Source organism: Aeribacillus sp. FSL K6-8394, from assembly GCF_038008865.1.
In the GTDB taxonomy this organism is placed as follows: domain Bacteria; phylum Bacillota; class Bacilli; order Bacillales; family Aeribacillaceae; genus Aeribacillus; species Aeribacillus composti.
This window is the reverse complement of sequence record NZ_JBBPAA010000001.1, coordinates 2329767-2354150: the sequence shown is the minus strand read 5'-3', so window position 1 is coordinate 2354150 and position 24384 is coordinate 2329767. Positions and strand designations below refer to the sequence as shown.

Annotated in this window: 19 protein-coding genes and 2 pseudogenes; 20 read left to right on the top strand and 1 reads right to left on the bottom strand. The window is 42.6% G+C overall.

All coding sequences use genetic code 11. The features are described from left to right. Positions 1–13: 13 nt before the first annotated feature. From purB to NSR00_RS11020, 19 genes and pseudogenes are all read left to right on the top strand, one after another. Positions 14–1312 carry an adenylosuccinate lyase gene (gene purB / locus NSR00_RS11110; RefSeq protein ID WP_340788774.1) on the top strand — a complete coding sequence of 433 codons (1299 nt, stop codon included), beginning with the start codon at positions 14–16 and terminating at the stop codon, positions 1310–1312. A gap of 90 nt (positions 1313–1402) precedes the next feature. Further along, positions 1403–2134 carry a phosphoribosylaminoimidazolesuccinocarboxamide synthase gene (gene purC, locus NSR00_RS11105; RefSeq protein ID WP_094244364.1) on the top strand — a complete coding sequence of 244 codons (732 nt, stop codon included), beginning with the start codon at positions 1403–1405 and terminating at the stop codon, positions 2132–2134. Further along, entirely contained in the window at positions 2122–2376 is a 255-nt protein-coding gene (gene purS, locus NSR00_RS11100; RefSeq protein WP_063388826.1) for a phosphoribosylformylglycinamidine synthase subunit PurS, read from the top strand. The genes purC and purS overlap by 13 nt, the downstream gene beginning before the upstream one ends. Then, positions 2373–3056, top strand: a complete 684-nt coding sequence (gene purQ, locus NSR00_RS11095; protein ID WP_063388825.1) for a phosphoribosylformylglycinamidine synthase subunit PurQ — start codon at positions 2373–2375, stop codon at positions 3054–3056. Before purS ends, purQ begins: the two co-directional genes overlap by 4 nt. Beyond that, positions 3040–5256 (top strand): phosphoribosylformylglycinamidine synthase subunit PurL, encoded by a 2217-nt coding sequence (gene purL / locus NSR00_RS11090; RefSeq protein ID WP_340788771.1) that lies wholly within the window; start codon positions 3040–3042, stop codon positions 5254–5256. The genes purQ and purL overlap by 17 nt, the downstream gene beginning before the upstream one ends. Further along, positions 5241–6650, top strand: coding sequence for an amidophosphoribosyltransferase (gene purF, locus NSR00_RS11085; protein WP_340788770.1), 1410 nt, complete (start codon positions 5241–5243; stop codon positions 6648–6650). The genes purL and purF overlap by 16 nt, the downstream gene beginning before the upstream one ends. A gap of 26 nt (positions 6651–6676) precedes the next feature. After that, the gene (gene purM, locus NSR00_RS11080) at positions 6677–7717 is read left to right on the top strand and encodes a phosphoribosylformylglycinamidine cyclo-ligase (protein WP_339210487.1); all 1041 of its coding nucleotides are present in this window, start codon (positions 6677–6679) and stop codon (positions 7715–7717) included. Continuing rightward, positions 7714–8295 (top strand): phosphoribosylglycinamide formyltransferase, encoded by a 582-nt coding sequence (gene purN / locus NSR00_RS11075; RefSeq protein WP_340788768.1) that lies wholly within the window; start codon positions 7714–7716, stop codon positions 8293–8295. The genes purM and purN overlap by 4 nt, the downstream gene beginning before the upstream one ends. Further along, a complete protein-coding gene (purH, locus tag NSR00_RS11070) occupies positions 8292–9830 on the top strand; it encodes a bifunctional phosphoribosylaminoimidazolecarboxamide formyltransferase/IMP cyclohydrolase (RefSeq protein WP_340788764.1) in 1539 nt (512 codons plus the stop codon). The genes purN and purH overlap by 4 nt, the downstream gene beginning before the upstream one ends. Before the next feature lie 18 nt (positions 9831–9848). Continuing rightward, positions 9849–11099 carry a phosphoribosylamine--glycine ligase gene (gene purD / locus NSR00_RS11065; RefSeq protein WP_340789226.1) on the top strand — a complete coding sequence of 417 codons (1251 nt, stop codon included), beginning with the start codon at positions 9849–9851 and terminating at the stop codon, positions 11097–11099. A gap of 372 nt (positions 11100–11471) precedes the next feature. After that, entirely contained in the window at positions 11472–13211 is a 1740-nt protein-coding gene (locus tag NSR00_RS11060) for an adenine deaminase C-terminal domain-containing protein (protein ID WP_340788762.1), read from the top strand. 37 nt (positions 13212–13248) lie between these two features. Continuing rightward, on the top strand, positions 13249–14286 hold the full coding sequence (locus tag NSR00_RS11055; RefSeq protein ID WP_340788759.1) for a DUF3048 domain-containing protein: 1038 nt from the start codon (positions 13249–13251) through the stop codon (positions 14284–14286). A gap of 3 nt (positions 14287–14289) precedes the next feature. Next, positions 14290–14595, top strand: a complete 306-nt coding sequence (locus NSR00_RS11050) for a YerC/YecD family TrpR-related protein (RefSeq protein ID WP_063388817.1) — start codon at positions 14290–14292, stop codon at positions 14593–14595. 205 nt (positions 14596–14800) lie between these two features. Further along, entirely contained in the window at positions 14801–15487 is a 687-nt protein-coding gene (locus tag NSR00_RS11045) for a heptaprenylglyceryl phosphate synthase (RefSeq protein ID WP_340788756.1), read from the top strand. 27 nt (positions 15488–15514) lie between these two features. Beyond that, positions 15515–16198, top strand: a pseudogene (locus NSR00_RS11040) (UvrD-helicase domain-containing protein); the annotation flags it as partial. A 698-nt stretch (positions 16199–16896) separates the two neighbouring features. Next, positions 16897–18768, top strand: coding sequence for a group II intron reverse transcriptase/maturase (gene ltrA / locus NSR00_RS11035; protein ID WP_445659579.1), 1872 nt, complete (start codon positions 16897–16899; stop codon positions 18766–18768). Positions 18769–18869: 101 nt separating this feature from the next. Continuing rightward, positions 18870–20369: pseudogene (locus tag NSR00_RS11030) on the top strand (3'-5' exonuclease); the annotation flags it as partial. 26 nt (positions 20370–20395) lie between these two features. Continuing rightward, positions 20396–22399 (top strand): NAD-dependent DNA ligase LigA, encoded by a 2004-nt coding sequence (gene ligA, locus NSR00_RS11025; protein WP_340788750.1) that lies wholly within the window; start codon positions 20396–20398, stop codon positions 22397–22399. 15 nt (positions 22400–22414) lie between these two features. Then, the gene (locus NSR00_RS11020; protein WP_340788748.1) at positions 22415–23566 is read left to right on the top strand and encodes a CamS family sex pheromone protein; all 1152 of its coding nucleotides are present in this window, start codon (positions 22415–22417) and stop codon (positions 23564–23566) included. Between the two features lie 84 nt (positions 23567–23650). Here NSR00_RS11020 and NSR00_RS11015 read toward each other — a convergent pair whose 3' ends face one another. Next, positions 23651–23809, bottom strand: coding sequence for a YjcZ family sporulation protein (locus NSR00_RS11015; protein WP_082829587.1), 159 nt, complete (start codon positions 23807–23809; stop codon positions 23651–23653). A gap of 273 nt (positions 23810–24082) precedes the next feature. Between NSR00_RS11015 and gatC the strand changes: the two genes are divergently transcribed. After that, a complete protein-coding gene (gene gatC, locus NSR00_RS11010; protein WP_063388808.1) occupies positions 24083–24373 on the top strand; it encodes an Asp-tRNA(Asn)/Glu-tRNA(Gln) amidotransferase subunit GatC in 291 nt (96 codons plus the stop codon). The last annotated feature ends 11 nt before the right edge of the window (positions 24374–24384 follow it).

The window sequence follows — 24384 nt, the reverse complement described above, 5'->3', positions numbered from 1 at the left end:
GGAGGTTGCAGGAATGATTGAACGATACACACGTCCTGAAATGGGCGCGATTTGGACGGAAGAAAACCGCTTTAAAGCTTGGCTTGAAGTGGAGATTTTAGCATGTGAAGCGTGGGCGAAGCTTGGTGTGATCCCGAAGGAAGATGTAAAAAAACTGCGTGAACGTGCTTCATTTGATGTGAACCGAATTAAGCAAATTGAAGAGGAAACAAGGCACGACGTAGTGGCGTTTACCCGTGCTGTATCAGAAACGCTTGGCGACGAACGAAAATGGGTGCATTACGGATTGACCTCCACTGATGTCGTGGATACCGCTTTATCTTATTTGCTAAAGCAAGCGAACGAAATTTTACAAAAAGACTTGGAAAATTTCATCGCTATTTTAAGAGATAAAGCGTTGGAGCATAAATACACCGTCATGATGGGGCGTACGCACGGGGTGCATGCAGAACCGACAACGTTTGGTTTGAAATTGGCGCTATGGTATGAAGAAATGAAGCGAAATCTAGAGCGGTTTAAACGCGCAAGAGAAGAGATTGAAGTCGGCAAAATTTCCGGAGCAGTCGGCACTTATGCCAACATTGATCCGTTTGTGGAGCAGTATGTGTGTGAAAAACTCGGTTTAAAGCCGGCGCCGATTTCGACGCAAACATTGCAGCGTGATCGACATGCCGAGTACATGGCTACGCTTGCTTTAATTGCTACATCGATTGAAAAGTTTGCAGTTGAGATTCGCGGCTTGCAAAAGAGCGAAACCCGCGAGGTGGAGGAGTTTTTTGCCAAAGGACAGAAAGGTTCATCTGCGATGCCGCATAAGCGCAATCCGATCGGATCGGAAAACATGACAGGAATGGCAAGGGTCATTCGCGGAATGATGCTGACGGCTTACGAAAATGTTCCATTGTGGCATGAGCGCGACATCTCTCATTCTTCGGCAGAGCGCATCATTTTGCCAGATGCTACGATCGCGTTGAACTACATGTTAAATCGATTTGGCAATATTGTGAAAAACTTGACGGTCTTCCCTGAAAATATGAAGCGCAATATGGAGAAAACGCTGGGATTGATCTACTCACAGCGGGTTTTGCTTGCGCTAATCAATAAAGGTATGACACGTGAAGAAGCATACGATTTAGTTCAACCGAAAGCGATGGAAGCGTGGGAGCGCCAAGTTCCGTTTAGAGAGCTGATCGAAGCGGAAAAACAAATTACAACAAAGCTTTCGAAAGAAGAAATCGATGACTGCTTCGATTACAATTACCATTTGAAAAATGTGGATTACATTTTTAAACGCTGCGGGTTAGAACAGTAGATGTCCAAATGGGGCGCGGCAAATCGCAAAAACTGCCCTGCCCCTTGACATAAAATGGAAGGCCAATATTCCGCATTAGGAGGCATGATCATGACCGTTCAAAAGCGCTCATTGCTGTACGAAGGAAAAGCGAAAAAAATTTATGAAACAGACGATCCCAACATTTTTCTTGTTTATTATAAAGATTCCGCTACCGCGTTTAATGGGGAGAAAAAAGCTGAGATTGTAGGCAAAGGACAGCTAAACAATGAAATTTCAAGTTTGCTGTTTGAAAAGTTAAATGAACACGGCATTCCGACCCACTTTGTTCAAAAAATTTCGTCAAATGAACAGCTTGTCAAACGGGTGACAATCATTCCGATTGAAGTAGTTGTACGAAATATTGTGGCAGGAAGCTTGTCCAAAAGATTGGGCATTGCCGAAGGAACTGAGATTAAAAAGCCGATCATTGAGTTCTACTATAAAAATGATGACCTGGGAGACCCTTTAATTAACAGTTTCCATATTGAACTACTAGAGCTTGCGGATAAAGAGCAGCTGGATGAAATAAAAACATTAGCTTTCAAAGTAAACGATATTTTATTGAAGCATTTTCATGAAAGAAACGTGAGACTAGTAGATTTTAAGCTTGAATTTGGCTTGCTAAACGACGGAACGCTTGTTGTTGCAGATGAAATTTCCCCTGATACGTGCCGACTTTGGGACAAACATACAAATGAAAAGCTTGATAAAGATGTGTTCCGCCGGGATATCGGCAATTTGACAGATGCTTATAAAGAAATTTTAAAACGTTTAGGAGGTACAGTTCCATGTACAGAGTAAAAGTATATGTTACATTGCGTGAAAGTGTGCTTGATCCTCAAGGAAATGCGGTGAAAAATGCCCTGCATTCAATGAATTTCAACGAAGTGGAAGATGTTCGTATCGGGAAGTACATGGAGCTAGCAATCGGAAAAACGGATCGAAATGTCGAAGAGATTGTCGACGAAATGTGTAAAAAGCTTTTAGCAAATCCTGTGATTGAAGACTACCGTTATGAAATAGAGGAGGTAGCCGTCAAGTGAAATTTGCCGTGATCGTTTTTCCGGGTTCCAATTGTGACGTTGACATGTACCATGCCATTAAAGACGAACTGGGAGAGGAAGTCGAATACGTTTGGCATGACGCTCAAGATTTAAGTGGCTTCGATGGCATTCTCCTTCCCGGCGGCTTCTCATACGGCGATTATTTGCGCAGCGGAGCCATTGCCCGTTTTGCCAATGTCATGAAGGAAGTTGTGAAAGCTGCAGATGAAGGGAAGCCTGTACTTGGCGTTTGCAACGGGTTTCAGATTTTGCTAGAGGCTGGTCTTCTTCCGGGTGCCATGAGACGGAACGAGAAGCTGAAATTTATTTGCCGCCCTGTGAAATTAAAGGTGGAAAACAACGAAACGATGTTTTCGAACAAATATGATAAAGGCGAAATTATCACCATTCCGATCGCACATGGGGAAGGAAATTATTATTGTGATGAAAAAACTCTTGAAGAGTTAATCGCAAACAAGCAAATTGTTTTTACGTATCAAGATAATCCGAACGGAAGCTTAAATAACATTGCAGGCATCGTAAATAAACGCGGCAATGTCCTTGGAATGATGCCGCATCCGGAACGGGCAGTCAGCGAACTTTTAGGAAATACAGACGGGTTGAAATTGTTTCAATCGATTGTAAGAAGTTGGAGGGAAGCTCATGTCACAAATTCTTGAACCAAGTCCAGAAATGATAAAAAACGACAAAATTTATAAGCAAATGGGAGTTAGTGATGAGGAGTTTGCCCTCATTGAAAAAATATTAGGACGATTGCCGAATTACACAGAAATTGGAATTTTTTCTGTTATGTGGTCAGAGCATTGCAGTTACAAAAATTCAAAACCAGTATTAAAAAAGTTTCCAACAAAAGGAGAACGTGTGCTGCAAGGACCTGGTGAAGGAGCAGGGATTGTTGATATCGGCGACAATCAAGCCGTCGTCTTTAAAATAGAAAGCCATAACCACCCTTCTGCAATCGAACCGTATCAAGGTGCAGCAACAGGAGTCGGTGGCATTATTCGCGATGTTTTCTCGATGGGAGCCAGACCAATCGCTCTCCTTAACTCTCTTCGCTTTGGGGAACTTACAAGCCCGCGTGTCAAATATTTGTTTGAAGAAGTTGTCGCTGGCATTGCCGGATACGGTAACTGTATCGGAATTCCAACCGTTGGAGGAGAAGTGCAGTTTGACGCTTCCTATGAAGGAAATCCGCTGGTCAATGCGATGTGTGTCGGACTCATAAACCATGAAGATATCAAAAAAGGGCAAGCAACTGGTGTCGGCAATACAGTGATGTACGTCGGAGCCAAAACCGGAAGAGACGGCATTCACGGTGCAACATTTGCTTCCGAAGAATTGTCGGAAGCTTCCGAAGAAAAGCGTCCGGCTGTTCAAGTTGGAGATCCTTTCATGGAAAAACTGCTTTTGGAAGCTTGCCTTGAAGTAATCAAATCTGATGCACTTGTCGGCATTCAAGATATGGGGGCAGCGGGGCTTACAAGCTCATCGGCAGAAATGGCGAGCAAGGCGGGCTCAGGAATAGAAATGAACTTGGATCTTGTTCCTCAGCGGGAAGCAGGAATGACTCCTTATGAGATGATGTTATCCGAATCACAGGAAAGAATGCTTCTCGTAATTAAAAAAGGGCGGGAGCAGGAAATCATTGATCTGTTTAAAAAATATGATCTGGAGGCTGCACCGATTGGAAAAGTTACAGATGACAAGATGCTGCGCCTTATTCATAAAGGAGAAATCGTTGCGGAAATTCCTGTTGATGCGCTTGCGGAAGATGCGCCTGTTTACTATAAACCGTCTAAAGAACCTGAATATTATCGCCAGTTTCAAAGCATGCCGCCCTATGTTCCAAAAGTTGACGATTACAAAGAAACCCTTCTTGCATTGCTGAAACAGCCAACGATAGCCAGCAAGGAGTGGGTATATGACCAATACGATTATATGGTGCGGACGAACACTGTCGTGGCGCCCGGTTCTGATGCGGCTGTCCTAAGAATCAGAGGGACGAAAAAAGCTTTGGCGATGACAACCGATTGCAACTCACGCTATTTATATTTAGATCCAGAAGTCGGCGGAAAAATTGCAGTTAGTGAAGCAGCAAGAAACATCGTATGTTCAGGAGCGGTGCCGCTCGCTATTACAGACTGTTTAAACTTCGGCAGTCCGGAAAAACCGGAGATTTTTTGGCAGCTTGAAAAAGCGGTGGACGGCATGAGCGAAGCGTGCTTAGCTTTAAATACACCTGTCATTGGCGGAAATGTTTCCTTGTACAATGAAACGAACGGAACAGCTATTTATCCAACTCCGGTTGTCGGGATGGTCGGACTTATTGAAGATACAGATCATATTACAACGCAATCATTTAAAGAGGCGGGCAGCATCGTTTATTTGCTCGGTGAGACAAAGCTGGAATTTTCCGGAAGTGAACTGCAAAAAATGCTTGAAGGCAAGATCTTTGGCAAAGCGCCGGAAATTGACCTGGAAGAAGAGAAGCAACGTTTAGATCAGCTGTTAGCTGCCATTCGCGAAGGGCTTGTCCAGTCGGCTCATGACGTTGCCGAAGGAGGCCTGGCCGTTGCGCTAAGTGAATGCTTAATCGGAACGGGCCTTGGGGCGGAAATAACGATCAACGGTGATGCATTGGCAGGGCTGTTCAGCGAATCCCAGTCCCGCATCGTCGTTTCCGTAAAAACGGAAAACAAAGAGGCGTTTGAAAAGATTGTTCAAGCTGAAGCTATCGGAACGGTCACAAACAGCGGAATTCTTAAAATTGTCAACGGCAATGGAGAAACATTGATTCAAGCATCAGTGGAAGAGTTAGAACAAGCTTGGAAAGGAGCTATCCCATGCTTGCTGAAATAAAGGGGCTAAATGAAGAATGCGGTGTATTCGGCATATGGGGTCATAAGGACGCTGCTCAAATCACTTATTACGGTCTGCACAGCCTTCAGCATCGCGGACAAGAGGGGGCAGGGATTGTCGTAACAGACGGCGAAAAACTGACAGGGTTTAAAGGGGAAGGACTTGTCACAGAAGTGTTTGCCAATGGGGTAGACAATTTAAAAGGAACAGGAGCTATTGGCCATGTTCGCTATGCGACGGCTGGAGGAGGCGGTTATGAAAACGTCCAGCCGTTCCTTTTTCGATCGGAGCAAGGCGGTCTCGCATTAGCTCACAACGGAAATTTAGTGAATGCTTCCGGATTGAAGCATCAGCTTGAAAATCAAGGAAGCATCTTTCAAACAACGTCAGATACAGAAGTTCTTGCTCATTTAATTAAAAGAAGCGGCTATTTAGAGCTAAAAGATAAAGTGAAAAACGCGCTTACGATGATTAAAGGGGCATACGCCTTTTTAATCATGACGGAAACAGAGCTGATGATTGCCCTTGATCCGAACGGACTCCGTCCTTTATCTATCGGACGTCTCGGTGATGCATATGTTGTCGCTTCGGAAACCTGCGCTTTTGATGCTGTTGGAGCACAGCTAGAAAGGAACGTTGAGCCTGGCGAGCTTATCATCATCAATGGTGAAGGACTGAAAAGCGAACGTTTTTCCAAAACGATTAACCGTGCGATTTGTACGATGGAATACGTTTATTTTTCACGCCCTGACAGTAATGTGGAAGGAATAAATGTTCATACTGCAAGAAAAAATCTTGGCAAACGGCTTGCGATAGAAGCGCCTGTAGAGGCGGACGTAGTGACTGGAGTTCCGGATTCCAGCATATCTGCGGCGATCGGCTATGCCGAGGCATCCGGTATACCGTACGAGCTCGGTTTAATTAAAAACCGATATGTCGGCCGTACGTTTATTCAGCCGTCCCAATCATTGCGGGAGCAAGGGGTGAAAATGAAGCTTTCCCCTGTCCGCGGGGTAGTGGAAGGCAAACGGGTTGTCATGGTGGATGACTCAATCGTAAGAGGAACGACATCGAAGCGTATTGTCAAGATGCTGCGGGAAGCAGGGGCAACGGAAGTGCATGTCCGCATCAGTTCACCGCCGATTGCCAACCCTTGCTATTACGGTATTGACACCTCCACTCATGAGGAGCTGATCGCTTCTTCTCATACTGTAGAAGAAATTCGCAGCATCATTGGTGCCGATAGTCTTGCTTTCTTAAGCACAGAAGGGATGCTGGATGCGATCGGAAGGAAATATGAAGGTGAATTTCGCGGGCAATGTATGGCATGTTTTACAGGAAAATATCCGACAGACATTTATGAAGATACGATTCTTCCTCATGAGAAAGGCTAATATGACAGACCGAAGGAGGATAATTCATGTCCAAAGCGTATAGAGAAGCAGGTGTGGACATTCATGCGGGCTATGAAGCAGTTCGCCGCATGAAAAAGCATGTGGAAAAAACGAAGCGTCCCGGTGTTTTAGGAGGGATCGGCAGTTTTGGCGGAATGTTTGATCTGGCAAGCTTAGGATATAAAGAGCCGGTGCTTGTTTCTGGAACAGACGGAGTGGGAACGAAGCTGAAGCTTGCCTTTATGGCGGATAAACATGATACGATTGGAATAGACGCTGTGGCTATGTGTGTAAACGACATTTTGGCACAAGGTGCGGAGCCGCTTTTTTTCCTGGACTATTTGGGGCTCGGGAAAGCAGACCCTGAAAAAATTGAAAAAATTGTTAAAGGTGTTGCCGATGGCTGCCTGCAGGCGGGTTGTGCGCTCATCGGTGGTGAAACAGCGGAAATGCCCGGCGTATATGATGAAGATGAATACGACATTGCCGGCTTTGCTGTCGGTGTTGTCGAGAAAGAAAACATTGTCACAGGCGAACGGATCAAGCCTGGGCACTTTCTCATCGGCCTTTCATCAAACGGCATCCATTCAAACGGTTATTCACTCGTTCGCAAAGTGCTTTTGGAAGAAAATAAGCTTGATTTACATGAAATATACGAGCCTCTAACCGAAACGCTCGGAGAAGAATTGCTAAAGCCGACAAAAATTTATGTTTCTTCTGTCCTGCCGCTTGTGAAAGCATATAAAGTTGACGGCATGGCCCATATTACCGGAGGAGGGTTTATTGAAAACATCCCGAGAATGCTTCCGGAAGGGCTTGGAGCAGAAATCGATTTCGGTTCATGGCCGATTCATCCGATTTTTACCTTTATTCAACAGCAAGGAAATATCGATTTGTCTGAAATGTTTGAAGTGTTCAATATGGGAATCGGCTTTGTTCTGGCGGTCGAAGAAGATGTTGTTCAGCAGTGCCTCAATAAGCTTGAAAAGCTGGGAGAAAAGGCTTTTCTCATCGGCCGGGTAAAAGAAGGAAGCGGAATTCGGCTGAAAGGAGGGCCTTTTTCATGAAGCGGATCGCGGTGTTTGCATCCGGGAGCGGCTCTAATTTCCAAGCGATTGTAGACCATGTAAAGAGCGGGAAGCTAAAAGCAAATGTGATGCTTTTAGTTTGTGATAAACCCGGTGCTAAAGTAGTGGAGCGGGCAGAAAAGGAGCAGATTCCTGCTTTTGTTTTTGATCCGAAGCAATATGAGTCGAAGGAACAGTTTGAAGAAGATATTTTACAGCAATTGAGGCACTATCAAGTGGACTTTATCGTGCTGGCCGGCTACATGCGTTTAATCGGCCACACTCTTCTTGACGCTTTTGCGGGGAGAATTGTGAATATACATCCTTCCTTGCTTCCTGCATTTCCGGGAAAACATGCAATTGAACAAGCGCTCCGTGCCGGCGTAAAAATTACGGGTGTCACCATCCATTATGTTGATGAAGGAATGGATACAGGCCTGATCATCGCTCAGCGTGCGGTTGAAATCAGCGAAGATGATGATGCTAATACACTTGCAGAGAAAATCCATAAAATCGAGCATTCATTTTATCCTGAAACAATAGGAAAAATTTTAGAAAAATTAGAGGTGAAAGCATGACAATCAGACGGGCAATTGTCAGTGTATCTAATAAAGCAAACATCATTCCGTTTGTGCAAGAGCTTGTCAATCTTGGGATCGAAGTAATCTCCACTGGCGGAACGAAAAAGCTTCTTGAGGAAAATGGAATAGATGTCATTGGAATTCAGGAAGTAACCGGTTTTCCGGAAATTATGGACGGAAGAGTTAAAACGCTGCATCCTGTTATTCACGGGGGGCTGCTAGCGGTTCGCAGCAATGATATCCATATGAAGCAGATGGAGGAAAACGGTATTCAACCGATTGACTTAGTCGTTGTGAATTTATATCCGTTTAAAGAGACAATTGCCAAAGATGGCGTGACTTTTGAGGAAGCGATCGAGAACATTGACATCGGCGGGCCGACGATGCTTCGGGCTGCTGCAAAAAATCACCAAGATGTAGTGGTTGTCGTTGATCCTGAAGATTATCCCGTCATTTTAACCGAACTGAAAGAGAACGGAGAAGTAAGCATAGAAACAAAACGGAAGCTGGCTGCCAAAGTATTCCGGCATACTGCTGCATACGATGCACTGATTGCGGAATATTTAACAGAGCAGGCAGGAGAAGAAGAGCCTGAATCGATTACTGTGACATTTGAAAGGAAGCAATCCCTTCGTTATGGGGAAAATCCTCACCAACAGGCAACGTTCTATAAAAAGCCGATCACGCCTCCATCATCTATTGCCGAAGCCATCCAGCTCCATGGAAAGGAATTGTCGTATAACAACATTAAAGATGCGGATGCGGCACTTAGCATTGTCAAAGAATTTGATGGACCGGCAGCGGTCGCTGTTAAGCATATGAATCCGTGCGGCGTCGGCGCAGGTGAAACCATTTTTGAAGCTTATAATCGGGCATATGAGGCGGACCCGACTTCAATTTTCGGCGGCATTGTTGCACTGAATCGTGAAGTTGATCAGAAAACGGCTGAAAAAATGAGCGAAATTTTTTTGGAAATTATCATTGCCCCTTCGTTTAGCCAAGAAGCTCTTGAAATATTAACGAAAAAGAAAAATATTCGATTGTTAACGATCGACTTTTCGAAAAAATTCCAACCGGAGAAGGAGCTGACATCTGTTTACGGCGGCCTTCTTGTTCAAGATCAAGATATTTATACGCTCGATGACGCGAACATTTCAATCCCAACAAAAAGACAACCGACTGAACAAGAATGGAAGGACTTAAAGCTTGGTTGGAAAGTCGTGAAGCACGTCAAGTCAAATGCGATTGTTTTGGCAAAAGATGAAATGACCGTTGGTGTTGGTGCAGGCCAAATGAACCGGGTTGGTGCTGCAAAAATTGCGATTGCACAGGCTGGCGAGAAAGCGAAAGGCAGTGCACTTGCATCAGATGCGTTCTTCCCAATGCCTGACACCGTTGAAGAAGCAGCGAAAGCAGGGGTTACAGCAATCATACAACCAGGCGGATCCATTCGCGATGAAGATTCGATAAAAAAAGCGGATGAATACGGAATTGCAATGGTCTTTACTGGAGTCCGTCATTTCAAACATTAAGAAAGGGGATGACTGATGATGAAAGTACTTGTTATTGGAAAAGGGGGCCGTGAGCATGCGATCGCTTGGAAAGCGGCCAAAAGCCCTCTCGTTGAAAAAGTGTATGTCGCGCCTGGCAATGATGGTATGAAAGACGTTGCAATAAGAGTTCCGATTTCAGAAGAACAAACAGACGAATTGATCCAATTTGCCAAAACAAACAACATTGATTTAACCATTGTTGGTCCTGAAATTCCTTTAATGAACGGTATTGTCAACGAATTTGAAGACGCTGGATTAACTGTATTCGGACCGAGGAAAGAAGCGGCAATTATTGAAGGAAGCAAATCATTTGCAAAAAATTTAATGAAAAAATATAACATTCCGACTGCCAATTATGAAACGTTCTCTGATTTTGCCAAAGCGAAGCAATATGTAGAAGAAAAAGGCGCCCCGATTGTGATTAAAGCGGATGGGCTTGCGGCGGGAAAAGGTGTCGTTGTTGCGATGACAAATGAAGAAGCAATTGACACGCTGTCCGGCTATTTAAAGGAAAATAAGCTGGGAGAAGCAGGAAAATCCGTTGTAATTGAAGAATTTTTGACAGGTGAAGAGTTTTCCCTTATGGCTTTCGTAAACGGGGAAAACATTTACCCGATGGTGATTGCGCAGGATCATAAGCGGGCCTTTGACGGAGACAAAGGACCGAATACAGGTGGAATGGGGGCTTATTCTCCTGTCCCGCAGATTTCTGATGATGTTGTTCAAGAGTCTGTAGAGAAAATTTTAAAGCCGGTAGCGAAAGCTTTGAAAAATGAAGGAGCGGCATTTACCGGTATTCTTTATGCCGGCCTCATGCTGACAAAAGACGGTCCGAAGGTGATTGAATTCAATGCGCGTTTTGGAGATCCAGAAACACAGGTAGTTCTTCCTCGGCTCAAATCAGACCTTATCGATGTGATGTTGAAAGTGTTAAAAGGAGAACCGGTTGAACTTGAATGGACAGATCAAGCGGTGTTGGGAGTCGTTGTGGCGGCGGAAGGCTATCCGGGCAGCTATAAGAAAGGAACACCGATCGGTTTGTTAAAGGTTGGTACGGATGCCCTTTTATTCCATGCCGGAACAAAAGAGGAAGGCGGCCAATTTGTAACAGACGGGGGTCGTGTATACCTTGTGGCGTCATTTGGAGATAATTTAAAAAATGCGCAAGAAAAAGTGTACAAGCAATTAAAAGAGCTTGAGACGGAAGGTTTGTTTTATCGTAAAGACATCGGCTATCGCGCACTATAACGAATTTGGCTTTCAATATTCCGAACCGATGAATACTAATAAATAAAAGACATATCTACCACATATTTTATAAACCTTTCCAATGGGACAGGAGGTTGTTCCTGTCCTTTTCATTTTATAAAGGAATGTAATCGGCATTTTTGACATAGCTTCTTCTTAAACAACTTCCTATTTTGACCGCTCATTATGAAAAATAAACCAGCGTTTCTTCTATTAGGAAACGATCAATCAAGAAAGCCTCTGCACCGTTATCCCAAGTTCAAAATTTTGTAAGAAACTTTAGTGCTTTAATATTTTTCATATGTTAATATATAAAGTAACAGAGTCACTATTTTGAGTAATTACTTTTAATTGAGGAGGACTGAGCAGATCATGCGATCTGGTGCTTTTTGGAAAGCCCATGAAATTCGTGAACATATAGATGTCGTTTCAAATAGATTAGCACCAACCTTGTGGTTGAAAAATGCAGTATTTTTACATCCATATTTAAACCAGTGGGTGAAGTCAAATATTTGGATTTATAAAGACCGCATTATTTATGTCGGCAATGAGGAGCCGGAAAAAACAGCAAATACGGAAATATTTGATTGCAAAGGACTTTATTTAGTTCCTGGCTATATTGAACCGCACGCCCATCCGTTTCAATTATATAATCCTCATTCGCTTGCACAACATGTATCGCAAACGGGAACTACAACACTAATATGCGATAACCTATTTTTGCTATTACAATTCCCAAAAAAGAAAGCGTTTTCTTTTGTTGAAGATATGCAATCTTCTCCAGTTCAGTTTTTTTGGTGGGCCCGCTATGACTTGCAAACGGAATGCAGAGAAGAAGATCAACTTATTCCGCCAGATGTCGTGAAACAATGGATCGAGCATCCAGCCGTTATTCAAGGAGGAGAATTGACAGGCTGGCCAAAGCTTCTTTTAGGGGATGACTTGTTTTTACACTGGATTCATGAGACAAAAAAGGTCGGGAAGCGTGTAGAAGGCCATTTTCCAGGGGCTTCTCGAAAAACATTGACAAAAATGAAATTATTTGGTGTCGATTCCGATCACGAATCTATTAGCGGAGAAGAAGTATATAATCGATTGTTATGCGGATACAGCGTGCCGCTCCGCTATTCTTCAATACGGCCGGATTTGCCGAAATTGTTGGAAGAGCTGCTTGCATTTGGAGTTAATCGTTTTGACGAAATGTTTTTTACAACGGATGGTTCAACGCCTGCTTTTTATGAAAATGGAATGATTAATCAGACCATTCAAATAGCGCTGGAGGCCGGAATTCCAGAGTTTGAGGCTTATAAAATGGCAACGTACAATGTTGCTAGATATTATATGCTTGATTCAAAATTGGGAGTAATCGGTCCTGGCAGGTTAGCCTCCATAAATTTTCTGGAAGCGAAAAATAACCCGAACCCAGTGGCTGTTTTGGCGAAAGGGAAATGGATTTATAAGGACGGTCAGGTGTTTGATCATTTCCCTCAAGTAGACTGGAACAAATATGAAGTTGCACCGCTTGAACTTGATTGGGATTTGACAATGGATGATCTTCAATTTTCTATGCCGATGGGATTAAAAATGAGAAACACGGTTATTATTGAGCCGTATTCCATCACTATTGACAACTTCGTTGATGAACTTCCGCTAGATCATGACGAAAGCTTCCTCGCTGTCATCGATAAAAAAGGGAAGTGGCGGATCAATACAATGTTAAAAGGCTTCGCAAAGGGGATAAAAGGCTTTGCAAGCACTTATTCAACGACTGGAGATGTGGTGTTGATAGGGAAAAACAAACAAGATATGATGCATGCATTTTCCAGATTGAAAGAAATCGGCGGTGGAATAGTATTAACGGAAAATGGCCAAGTGATTTATGAAATGCCTCTTAACATTAACGGCGCTGCGTCATCGAAAGAATTTAAAGAGGTCATTAAGGAAGAAAATGGTTTGGTCCAGATTATGAGAGAAAAGGGCTATAAATTTTTAGACCCGATTCACAGCCTGCTCTTTTTATCTTCCACACATTTACCATATATTCGGATTACACAGGAAGGAATTTATGATGTTATGAAAAAAACAATACTCTTTCCGACAATAATACGTTAAAATATAAAAGGGATAAATTAGTTAAGGTTGTGGATGAATGAAAAGAACATTGATTTTATTTACGATGCTTTTCTTTGTCTTTATAACAGCTTGCACAAATGAAAAAGAAAAAGAGAAAACAAATGACGAACCGTCATCATCTGAAAATCAGCCAGTTGAAAAAGAAACAGCCGTAAGCCCTTTGACAGGAAATGCTGCGACCGGAAACATTGACAGCCGCCCAATTGCTGTCACGATTAACAACCATCCGAAAGCGAGGCCTCAATCAGGATTAAATAAAGCGGATATTGTTTACGAGGCTTTAGCTGAAGGCACGATCACGCGCTTTTTAGCCATTTATCAAAGCGAGAAGCCAAAAATTATCGGTCCAGTCAGAAGTGCGCGGGAATATTTTGTCGATTTGAGTAAAGGGTATGAAGCAATTTATATCAGTCACGGCTGGAGTCCCACTGCTAAAGAAATGCTGGAGTCAGAGCATCTAGACTATTTAAACGGTCTGTTTTATGATGGTACGCTGTTTTGGCGGGATTCAACTCGGAAAGCTCCTCATAACTCGTATATTTCTTTTGAAAATGTCGTAAAAGGAGCAAAAGAAAACGGGTATTCAATGACGAAGGAAGTTGCCCCGTTGCCTTTTCTTTCAGATGAGGAAATAAGCGGCATTTCTGGAGAAGAAATGTTAGAAGCTGTTGTTTCCTATGGTTCTAAACCGGAATGGCGCATTAAATATGTATTCGATCAGCAGCTAGGCCGGTATAAGCGGTATTCCGGGGACGAACTGACAGTCGATCGCGAAACGGAAGAACCTGTTCTTTTAGACAACATTTTTATTGTCCAAACGGATCATCGTTTTCTTGATGATTACGGTCGCAGAACGATTGATTTAAACTCTGGGGGCGAGGGAATTCTTTTGCAAAAAGGTATGATGAAAAGGGTCGATTGGAAAAATGTGAACGGACGCATCCTTCCTTATGAAAATGAAGAACAAGTAAAATTAGTTCCCGGCCATACTTGGATCAATATCGTGCCAGATTTGGATAAGGCTTTTCAAAATTCAGCTGAGAAAGGAGAATGATGCATGCAAATTGACAAGCTGCGGGGGAGAGAGCTAGACCAATTGTTCCGGGCTATCCTTTCTTTAAGAGATTTGGAGGAATGCTACCGTTTTTTTGATGACCTTTGCACCGTCAATGAAATCCAATCGCTTGCCCAACGGTTTGAAGTTGCAAGAATGCTTCAGGAAGGCTATACGTATCATAAAATTGAAACAGAAACAGGTGCATCGACAGCGACAATCTCCCGGGTAAAGCGGTGCTTGAATTACGGAAATGATGCTTATGCAATGGCGCTTGAAAGAATTAAAGATGACAACGCTTCGTCATAAATTTGGGCTGCTGGGTGAAATAAGCAGCTCTTTTTTAGTTTAGAACTTTTAAAACTCTGAAAGGCTTCTTCAATTTAGCTTGAAAATCCCCTCCCATTAAAAAAACTCTTTCTAAACATCTACAGACTTTCATTGATTCCCCATTTTTTTGTCCTATTATAATTTGATATAATAAGGAAATGGTATATGAAATGGAGGATTATGTATGTATGATGTGAACGAGTGGAGGCATGTGTTTAAGCTCGATCCGAATAAAGCCATTTCCGATGAACAGCTTGAAAAAATTTGTGAATCAAAAACGGACGCTGTTATCATTGGAGGAAGCGACAATGTAACGGAAGATAATGTTCTTTCTTTGCTTTCGCGGGTGCGGCGTTTTCTCGTTCCATGCGTGCTGGAAGTATCGAATTTAGAATCGATTGTTCCAGGATTTGATTTGTATTTTATTCCGACGGTTTTAAACAGCCGAAATACTACATGGATTACGGAGCTGCATCACCAAGCAATGAAAGAGTTTGGTGACATTATGAACTGGAATGATATTTTAATGGAAGGTTATTGCATTTTAAATGGAGAGTGCAAAGCGGCAAAATTGACCGAAGCAAAGACGGAGCTTGATTTGGATGATATTAAAGCGTATGCGAGAATGGCGGAGAACATGTTTCATCTTCCGCTCTTTTATTTAGAATATAGCGGAACGTACGGCAATGTTGAAGCAGTAAAAGCAGCGAAATCGGTTTTAACGAATACTAGGCTTATTTATGGGGGCGGCATTCAAAATGCTGCGCAAGCAAAAGAAATGGCCGAGCACGCTGACATCATCGTTGTCGGGAATGCCATTTATGAAAATTTACAATCAGCGCTTGAAACCGTCCGCGCTGTCAAAGGGTAAAGAAAGTGAAAATGAGGTGAGTGTTGAATGCATTTTTTGACTGAGCAGCTCCTCTCAGGTTTGAATGAACAGCAGCAAAAAGCGACGAAGCATACGGAAGGTCCTCTTTTAATCATGGCGGGTGCAGGCAGCGGCAAGACAAGGGTTCTCACCCACCGGATCGCTTATTTAATGGCAGAAAAAGGAGTAGCACCTTGGAATATTCTTGCTATTACCTTCACAAATAAAGCAGCGAGGGAAATGAAAGACCGGATTGAACAACTGCTTGGCCCTGGTGCTGAGGAAATATGGATTTCCACTTTTCACTCGATGTGCGTGCGAATCCTTCGCCGAGATATTGACCGGATCGGCGTCAATCGCAATTTTACGATATTGGATACATCAGACCAATTGTCTGTCATCAAAGGGATTTTAAAAGAACGAAACATTGATCCTAAAAAATATGATCCTCGAGCTATTCTCGGCACTATCAGCAGCGCGAAAAACGATCTCATTTCCCCGGAGGAATTTGCTCGTCAAGCAGGAGATGTGTGGGAGCAAATTGTCAGCGATATCTATATCGACTACCAAAAAAAATTGTTGAAAAACCAAGCTCTTGATTTTGATGACCTCATTATGTCAACGATACTGCTTTTTCAACGTGTTCCAGAAGTACTCGAATATTATCAGCGGAAATTTCAATACATTCATGTTGATGAATATCAAGATAGTGCGACACGTTCCTAACTGAAAAGGTTAGGCACTAGCTTTGAAGCTAGGAGAACTGATGGTTCGAAGAGTCGAATGAGAGGGTAACGCCTCGAAAGGCTCTCCCTAATACTCCGAATAGCGACAAGATGGGTAAGCATCTTGTGGTTATAAGCTCGGTGAAGTCGGCTGAACGCTGCCGTAACAAGTAAGGTTGACGAAAGCTCTCCAGAGGTGGAGGGTGCAGCGGATAGGCCGGGGGTCTATAAAGCACTCATGGTGAGAATGTTGGTGCACAAAAACCAACTGACGAAAATCCGAATGTACGGCTCTAGAGGTATAGGTACCAGAAATGGTATCGCCACGGTTTGTGGTGCTGGTGAGGTGGAGTAAGAATTGTCTTTATGAAACACCTTACAGCGTTACAGGCGCTGTCCAGCCAGCAGGGCCAGAGGATTCACCTAAAAGTGCATATGTACAGATAGAACCATCGGAACGTGGAAAGCTGGCAACGTGGAGGTCTTACCCACCAATGAAACGGTGATGAGGAAAGGCGGAAAGCTATAACTCATCTTTATGCCAGTGAGAGCGGTGGCACAGTACCGAAGAAGTGATGGAAACATCATGGAGGGATAGCCACTAGTCAATCGGTTGCCATAGCTACATTCATCGTCTTATCAGGTTCGAGTATGACTAAGAGAAACGAAACCTACCATTTTATCATGAATGGTGGTGATTCGTTGACTGATAACAACCAACGTAGGAAGAAGAAACAGAAACTAAGGAACAATGAATATTATGACTTTCAAGAAGTATTAGATACTTTGTATGCCCGAAGTAAAAGCGGTTATCGATTTCACCGTTTATACGAACTCATCATTGACGAAAGGAACATAAAGTTAGCTTATCGAAATATCAAGAAAAACCATGGAAGTAAAACGAGTGGAACAAATGGAAATACCATTCTTGATATGGCAGAAAGGAATCCACAACATCTTATTAACTACGTAAGATATAGACTAGCTAACTTTCAACCACATTCCATTCGTCGTGTGGAAATTCCAAAACAAGATGGTTCGATGAGACCTCTAGGAATACCAACCATCGAAGACCGAATCATACAACAATGCATAAAGCAAATTTTAGAGCCAATTTGCGAAGCAAAGTTTCATAAACATAGTTACGGTTTTCGTCCTAACAGAAGTGCAAGTCATGCATTATCAAGAGCCGTTAGCCTAGTGAATAAAAACAAACTACATTACGTTGTTGATATTGATATTAAAGGCTTCTTTGACAATGTGAATCATGGAAAACTGCTCAAGCAGATGTGGACACTAGGTATACGGGATAAGAGAGTATTAAGTATCATATCAAAAATGCTTAAAGCAGAAATTAAGGGTGTTGGTATTCCACAAAGAGGAACTCCACAAGGCGGAATTATCTCGCCATTGTTATCTAATATCGTTCTAAACGAATTGGATTGGTGGATTAGTAGTCAATGGGAGACTTTCAAGACAAAAAAGAACTATAACCGTGAGAGGCTCATTGGTGGAAGGTTAGTCTACGACCAAAGCGCAAAATACAGGGCACTAAAACAGACAAAACTAAAAGAAATGTTTATTGTAAGATATGCCGATGATTTTAAAATCTTCTGCCGAAATCATAAGGACGCCTTTTTGATATTCGAAGCCGTTAAGAAATGGTTAAAAGAACGACTAGGTCTTGAAATTAACCATGAAAAATCAAAAGTCATCAACTTACGAAAAAGACACTCAGAATTTCTCGGTTTTAAAATAAAAGCAATAGCCAAGAAGAAAAAATTTGTCGCCAAAACCAACATAAGCGACAAAGCGAAAAAGAAAGCCGTTCAAAAACTGCGGGAACAAATCAAGAAATTAGAACATGGGCAAAACGAAGTATCTAAACTCAATGCCATGATTGTCGGTATTCAAAATTACTACCAATACGCAACGCATGTTCAGCTAGATTTTAGACAAATCGGTTTCTCGGTCAGAAGAACCTTATATAACCGAACAAAAACCATCCTGAGCTATAAAGGTACAAAATCAACCACTTTTAAAAGATTATATCCTAAATACACAGGAAAAGTGGTTTTTATACATGGAATTAATGTATTTCCTATTGACCATATAAGAACAAAGCCACCGTCGAATTTTAGTCAAAATATTTGTCCTTATACGTCAGAAGGAAGAAAGCAAGTTCATGATGCATTAAAAGGATATAATCAGACCGTTATGTACCATCTCATACGCAACCCTGTACCTAATCAAAGTATGGAATACAACGACAATCGAATTTCGTTGTACGTGGGGCAGTATGGGCGATGTGGAGTAACAAATGTACCATTAGAAATTGGAGATATGGAGGTTCACCATAAAATCCCGAAAAAACTAGGCGGGAGCGATGAATACAACAATCTAATCTTTGTGAGGAAAGATGTTCACAAGTTGATTCACGCAGTAGAAGAACAAACCATTCAGACATATCTCCAAAAATTGAATTTAGATAAGGATGGTTTAGATAAAATCAACAAACTTCGCAAATTGGTTGGAAACGATGAAATAGTAGCTTAGATGACAACCGATTGATGGAACGCCGTATGAGGGGAAACTCTCACGTACGGTGTGAATGGGGGGAAAAGCTGGAGATAACTTCAAAGGCTTACCTATCCATATCCAACCGCGCACAATACACGCTTGTAAAGATGCTAGCATCCCGTTTTCAAAATATTTGTGTTGTCGGCGATTCGGATCAATCGATTTATCGCTGGCGAGGGGCGGACATCGGAAACATTTTATCGTTTGAAAAAGATTATCCGAACGCTAAAGTGATTTTGCTTGAACAAAATTATCGTTCTACTAAGCGTATTTTGCATGCGGCTAATGAAGTCATTAAAAATAATATGAACAGAAAGCCGAAAAATTTATGGACGGAAAACCCTGAGGGGAAAAAAATTATTTACTACCGGGCTGATCACGAAATTGGGGAGGCCCAGTTTGTCGCCAAGCAAATTCAAGAGCTCGTCCAATCAGGCAAAAGAAAACTTTCCGATATTGCTGTATTGTACCGTACAAATGCACAGTCCCGTGTCATAGAGGAAGTGCTGTTAAAATCGAATATTGATTATAAAATTGTCGGCGGCATAAAGTTCTATGACCGGAAAGAAATCAAGGATATTCTTGCATACATGCGTCTAGTGGCAAACCAGAATGATGATATTAGTTTGGTGCGAATCATCAATGTTCCGAAACGGGGCATCGGTGCATCAACCGTTGAAAAAATAATGAATTATGCAGCCCAGCAAGGCATCTCGATGTTTGCTGCTTTAGAAGAAATGGAACATATCGGGGTCAGCACTCGTGCTATGAAAGTGTTGACGGAATTCCGTGAATTGATCCAGCAGCTGTCACAAATGCAAGACTATGTGTCTGTTACTGAGCTTGTGGAAGAGATTCTTGACAGAACCGGCTACAGGGAGATGCTTAAGCAGGAAAAAACATTGGAAGCCCAAGGTCGTTTAGAGAACATTGATGAATTTTTATCTGTAACTCAAAACTTTGAAAAGCAAAATGAGGACAAAAGCCTTGTCGCCTTTTTAACGGATTTGGCCTTGATTGCGGACATTGACCGCATTGATGAAGAGCAATCGGAGCAGAAAGATTCCGTGTTATTGATGACGATCCATTCGGCAAAAGGTTTAGAGTTTCCGGTTGTATTTATGATCGGGATGGAAGAAGGTGTATTTCCTCACAGCCGAGCCTTGATGGAAGAGGCGGAAATGGAGGAAGAGCGCCGGCTGGCATACGTCGGGATAACGCGGGCAGAGGAAGAATTGTATGTAACAAATGCGAAAATGAGAACCCTTTTTGGAAGAACAAACATGAACCCGGAATCTCGTTTTATTGAAGAGATGCCGAAAGAGGTTTTAGAAGACTTAAATGAAAAGAAATCTCCAAAGCCGAAACTAAATAGAACAATCGGAGCGAAATCAACGGGAGGAGATGTAAAGGCTTGGTCAGTAGGTGATAAAGCCGTGCACGGAAAATGGGGTGTCGGTGTTGTCGTCCGAGTGAAAGGCGATGGGGAGGATCAAGAACTTGACGTGGCATTTCCAAGTCCTGTCGGCATAAAACGGTTGCTTGCTAAATTTGCACCAATTGAAAAAGTACATTAACTATTTGAAGGAAGGAATTGACACATATGGACAAACGTACGGCAGAAAACCGTGTAAAAGAATTGCACAAGCTTTTGAATCAATATAATTATGAATATCACGTTCTTGACAATCCGTCTGTTCCTGACGCAAAGTATGACCGCCTCATGAGAGAACTAATAGAACTTGAAGAAAAATATCCAGAGCTGAAAACCCCTGATTCTCCCTCCCAGCGGGTGGGGGGCGCTGTTTTAGATGCTTTCCGAAAAGTGGCGCACCGCGTGCCGATGCTAAGTTTGGCAAACGCTTTTAATGAGCAGGACTTGCGTGACTTTGACAGGCGAGTCCGCCAAGCAGTTGGGGATGTCGAATATGTAGTGGAGCTGAAAATTGACGGGCTTGCGGTTTCCCTTCGATATGAAAACGGCCTGTTTGTACAAGGATCAACACGAGGAGACGGCACGACGGGGGAAGATATCACGGAAAATTTAAAAACGATCCGCTCGATCCCTTTGAGACTAAAGAAAAATTTATCGATGGAAGTGCGCGGGGAAGCATTTATGCCGAAAGCATCATTTGAGAAATTAAATGAGGAGCGGATTGCAAAAGGGGAAGTTCCGTTTGCCAATCCGAGAAACGCTGCGGCTGGTTCCTTGCGCCAGCTAGACCCAAAAATTGCCGCGAAACGAAATTTAGATATTTTCGTCTATAACATAGCAGAGCTTGGCGATACCGGAGTGTCTTCTCATAGTGAAGCATTGGACTTGCTTGATGAACTCGGCTTTAAAACAAATCGTGAACGCAGAAAATGCAAAAACATCGACGAAGTGATCGAGCTGCTTGATCAATTGTTGGAAAAGCGCTCTCAGCTTCCGTATGATATTGACGGAGTTGTAATTAAGGTTGATAGTTTGCGTCAGCAGGAAGCGCTTGGGGCAACTGCGAAAAGCCCGAGATGGGCGATTGCCTATAAGTTTCCGGCAGAAGAGGTGGTGACGAAGCTGCTGGATATTGAACTCGCTGTCGGACGCACCGGCGTCATTACCCCAACAGCGATCTTAGAGCCTGTAAAGGTTGCCGGGACAACCGTCAAACGAGCTTCCCTTCATAATGAAGATTTGATTCGGGAAAAAGATATTAAGCTTGGGGACTTCGTCGTCGTGAAAAAAGCCGGGGACATCATTCCTGAAATTGTAAATGTTCTTGTTGACAGAAGAACAGGCAATGAACAGGATTTTCGGATGCCTTCGCACTGTCCAGAATGCAATAGCGAGCTGGTCCGGTTGGAAGGAGAAGTTGCGCTTAGATGCATTAATCCAAAATGTCCGGCGCAAATTCGCGAAGGTCTCATCCATTTTGTTTCCCGAAATGCGATGAATATTGAAGGACTAGGGGAGCGCGTCATCACCCAATTGTTTAAAGAAGGCTTGATTCAAGATGTAGCGGATTTATACAAATTAACAAAACCCCAATTGCTTCAGCTTGAACGGATGGGTGAAAAATCAACGGATAATTTGTTGCACGCGATTGAACGGTCGAAGGAAAATTCGCTGGAGCGCCTTTTATTCGGTTTAGGCATTCGCTATGTCGGCGAAAAAGCCGCCAAGATTTTAGCAGAGCATTTTGAAACAATGGAGCGGCTGCAAAGCGCGACAAGAGAACAATTAATCAACATACCGGAAATCGGAGAAAAAATGGCTGATTCCATCGCTACTTTTTTTGAACAGCCTGAAGTAAAAGAATTGATTGAAGAATTAAAGTCGTTCGGCGTCAATATGACGTATAAAGGTCCGAAACGGACAAATTCAGATGAAGGGGATTCGTATTTTGCCGGTAAGACAATCGTTTTAACAGGGAAGCTTGCTGAAATGTCCCGCAATGAAGCAAAAGAACAAATTGAAGCAAGAGGCGGAAAAGTTACTGGCAGTGTGAGCAAAAAAACAGATCTTGTAATCGCTGGTGAAGATGCCGGCAGCAAGCTTGCAAAAGCTCGCGAATTAAACATAGAGGTTTGGGATGAGTCTCGTTTACTTGAAGAACTAAGGAAATAGGAGAGGGAAGGTACCTTGAAAAAACTTTTGATCATAGCGGCAGCGTGCATGGCTGTGCTCAGTGCATGCTCGCAGGACATTGGAGAACCGGAGCAAATTGTACAAGAGACGGAAGAATCAACGGAAGAAAAAGCAATTATTCCGAAATACAGAATTTCGGAAGATTATTATAAGATGCTCGTGCCTTTTAAAACGAGTGAAGCGCGAGGGCTTGTGGCAAGCAATCTCAATACAAGATTTGATGTTGATGAATTTGAAACTGGTCTTATGCGGATGGCCAGCGACAAGTTTCCAACGGATAAATATGTGTTTCAAGAAGGACAATATTTAGACAAAAAAACTGTCCAAAACTGGCTTAGCCGCAAGCTGGAAGGAAAAGATTTGGAAGAAGCGAAAAAAAAGGATAAATCTTTCAAAAATGAAGGTTTAAATCCGCCAGAAAGCTCCGAAAAAAGCCCCATTTATGTAACGCATATACTTGAACATAATTACCTTGTAAAAAAAGATGAAAAAACACTTGAGCTTGGCGGAGTGTCGATCGGTTTGGCCTTGAATTCTGTTTATTATTATCGCACGGAAGACGGTATCCAAAAAGAAAATAAAATAGACAAGGCCACCATTGAAAAGAAAGGGAAGGAAATCGCACAAGTGGTTGTGAAGAGGCTTCGAGATATAGAAGGATTAGAAAAAGTGCCGATTGTCGTTTCCCTTTACGAACAAGCGCCTAAATCTTCGATTGTTCCAGGGCACTTTTTTGCAAGAACAATCGTTGATGGCGGAAGCGAAAATATCGGAAAGTGGGAAAATATTAACGAAGAGTATTACTTTTTCCCATCTGAAGAGGGAACAAAGAAAAAACCGGATGATGCCAACACATTTAAACGTTTAAAAGGAGATATTGTAGACTTTTTCCCTAACTACACAGGCGTCATTGGGAAGGCTTTTTATCAAGACGGTGAAATGAAGCAAATGAAAATAGAAATACCGGTTCAGTTTTACGGAAAAACAGAGGTCATAGCCTTTACGCAATTTTTAACTGGGAAAGTTGTGGAATATTACAAAGACTATATTTCTCTGGAAGTGACCATCAACTCTTCAAGAGGTCCGGAAGCGCTCATCGTTAGAGAGCCAGGGCAGGACAAACCGACAGTTCATGTTTTTCAATAAGAAAACAGGTGATTTCAAAAAGGGGGGATTTTGAAATCACCTTTATATTGATCGTTTTTTGGCGGGCATTTGGTTAAACGGTGTTTACCACTTTACAAAAGCAGTACCGACAATGATCAACAAAATGAACAATACTACTATAAGGGCAAATCCGCCGCCGTGTCCGAATCCACCACCGTACCCGAATCCGCCGTCATATCCTCCGTAACCGTAGCCTTGACAAGAACCGAATCCAAAACTCATGTTTTTCACCTCCGAATAATGTACCGTACAATATTTTTATATTCACGAATGAATAAAACGTTTGGACGAATGTACCTATATTTGAATTTTTGATTGAAGTCCTTCGACGTTTTGAAAATTACATGTGAAAAGAAAATCATCTGTAAGAGGGGCTTTTTTCAGCCTGCCTTCGTGCAATATTGTTTCAACATTTCGGGGGTGTTGCTTTATCTGGCTAAAATTTGATATTATCAGAGTATTGCAGTGTGTTCGAAAAAGTGGAGGTGAATTGGAATGTCACGCATTTCGAAAGAACAAGTAAAACATGTTGCGCATCTTGCCCGCTTGGCAATTACGGAAGAGGAAGCAGAGATGTTTACCAATCAGCTTGACGCGATTATAACGTTTGCTGAGCAGTTAAATGAATTGGATACGGAGAACGTTCAACCAACTTCCCACGTTTTGGATATGAAAAATGTCATGCGCGAAGATCAACCTGAGCCGGGTCTTCCACGGGAAGTTGCGTTGAAAAATGCTCCTGACCAAAAAGACGGACAATTCCGCGTACCAGCCATTCTTGAGTAAGGAGGACGAAG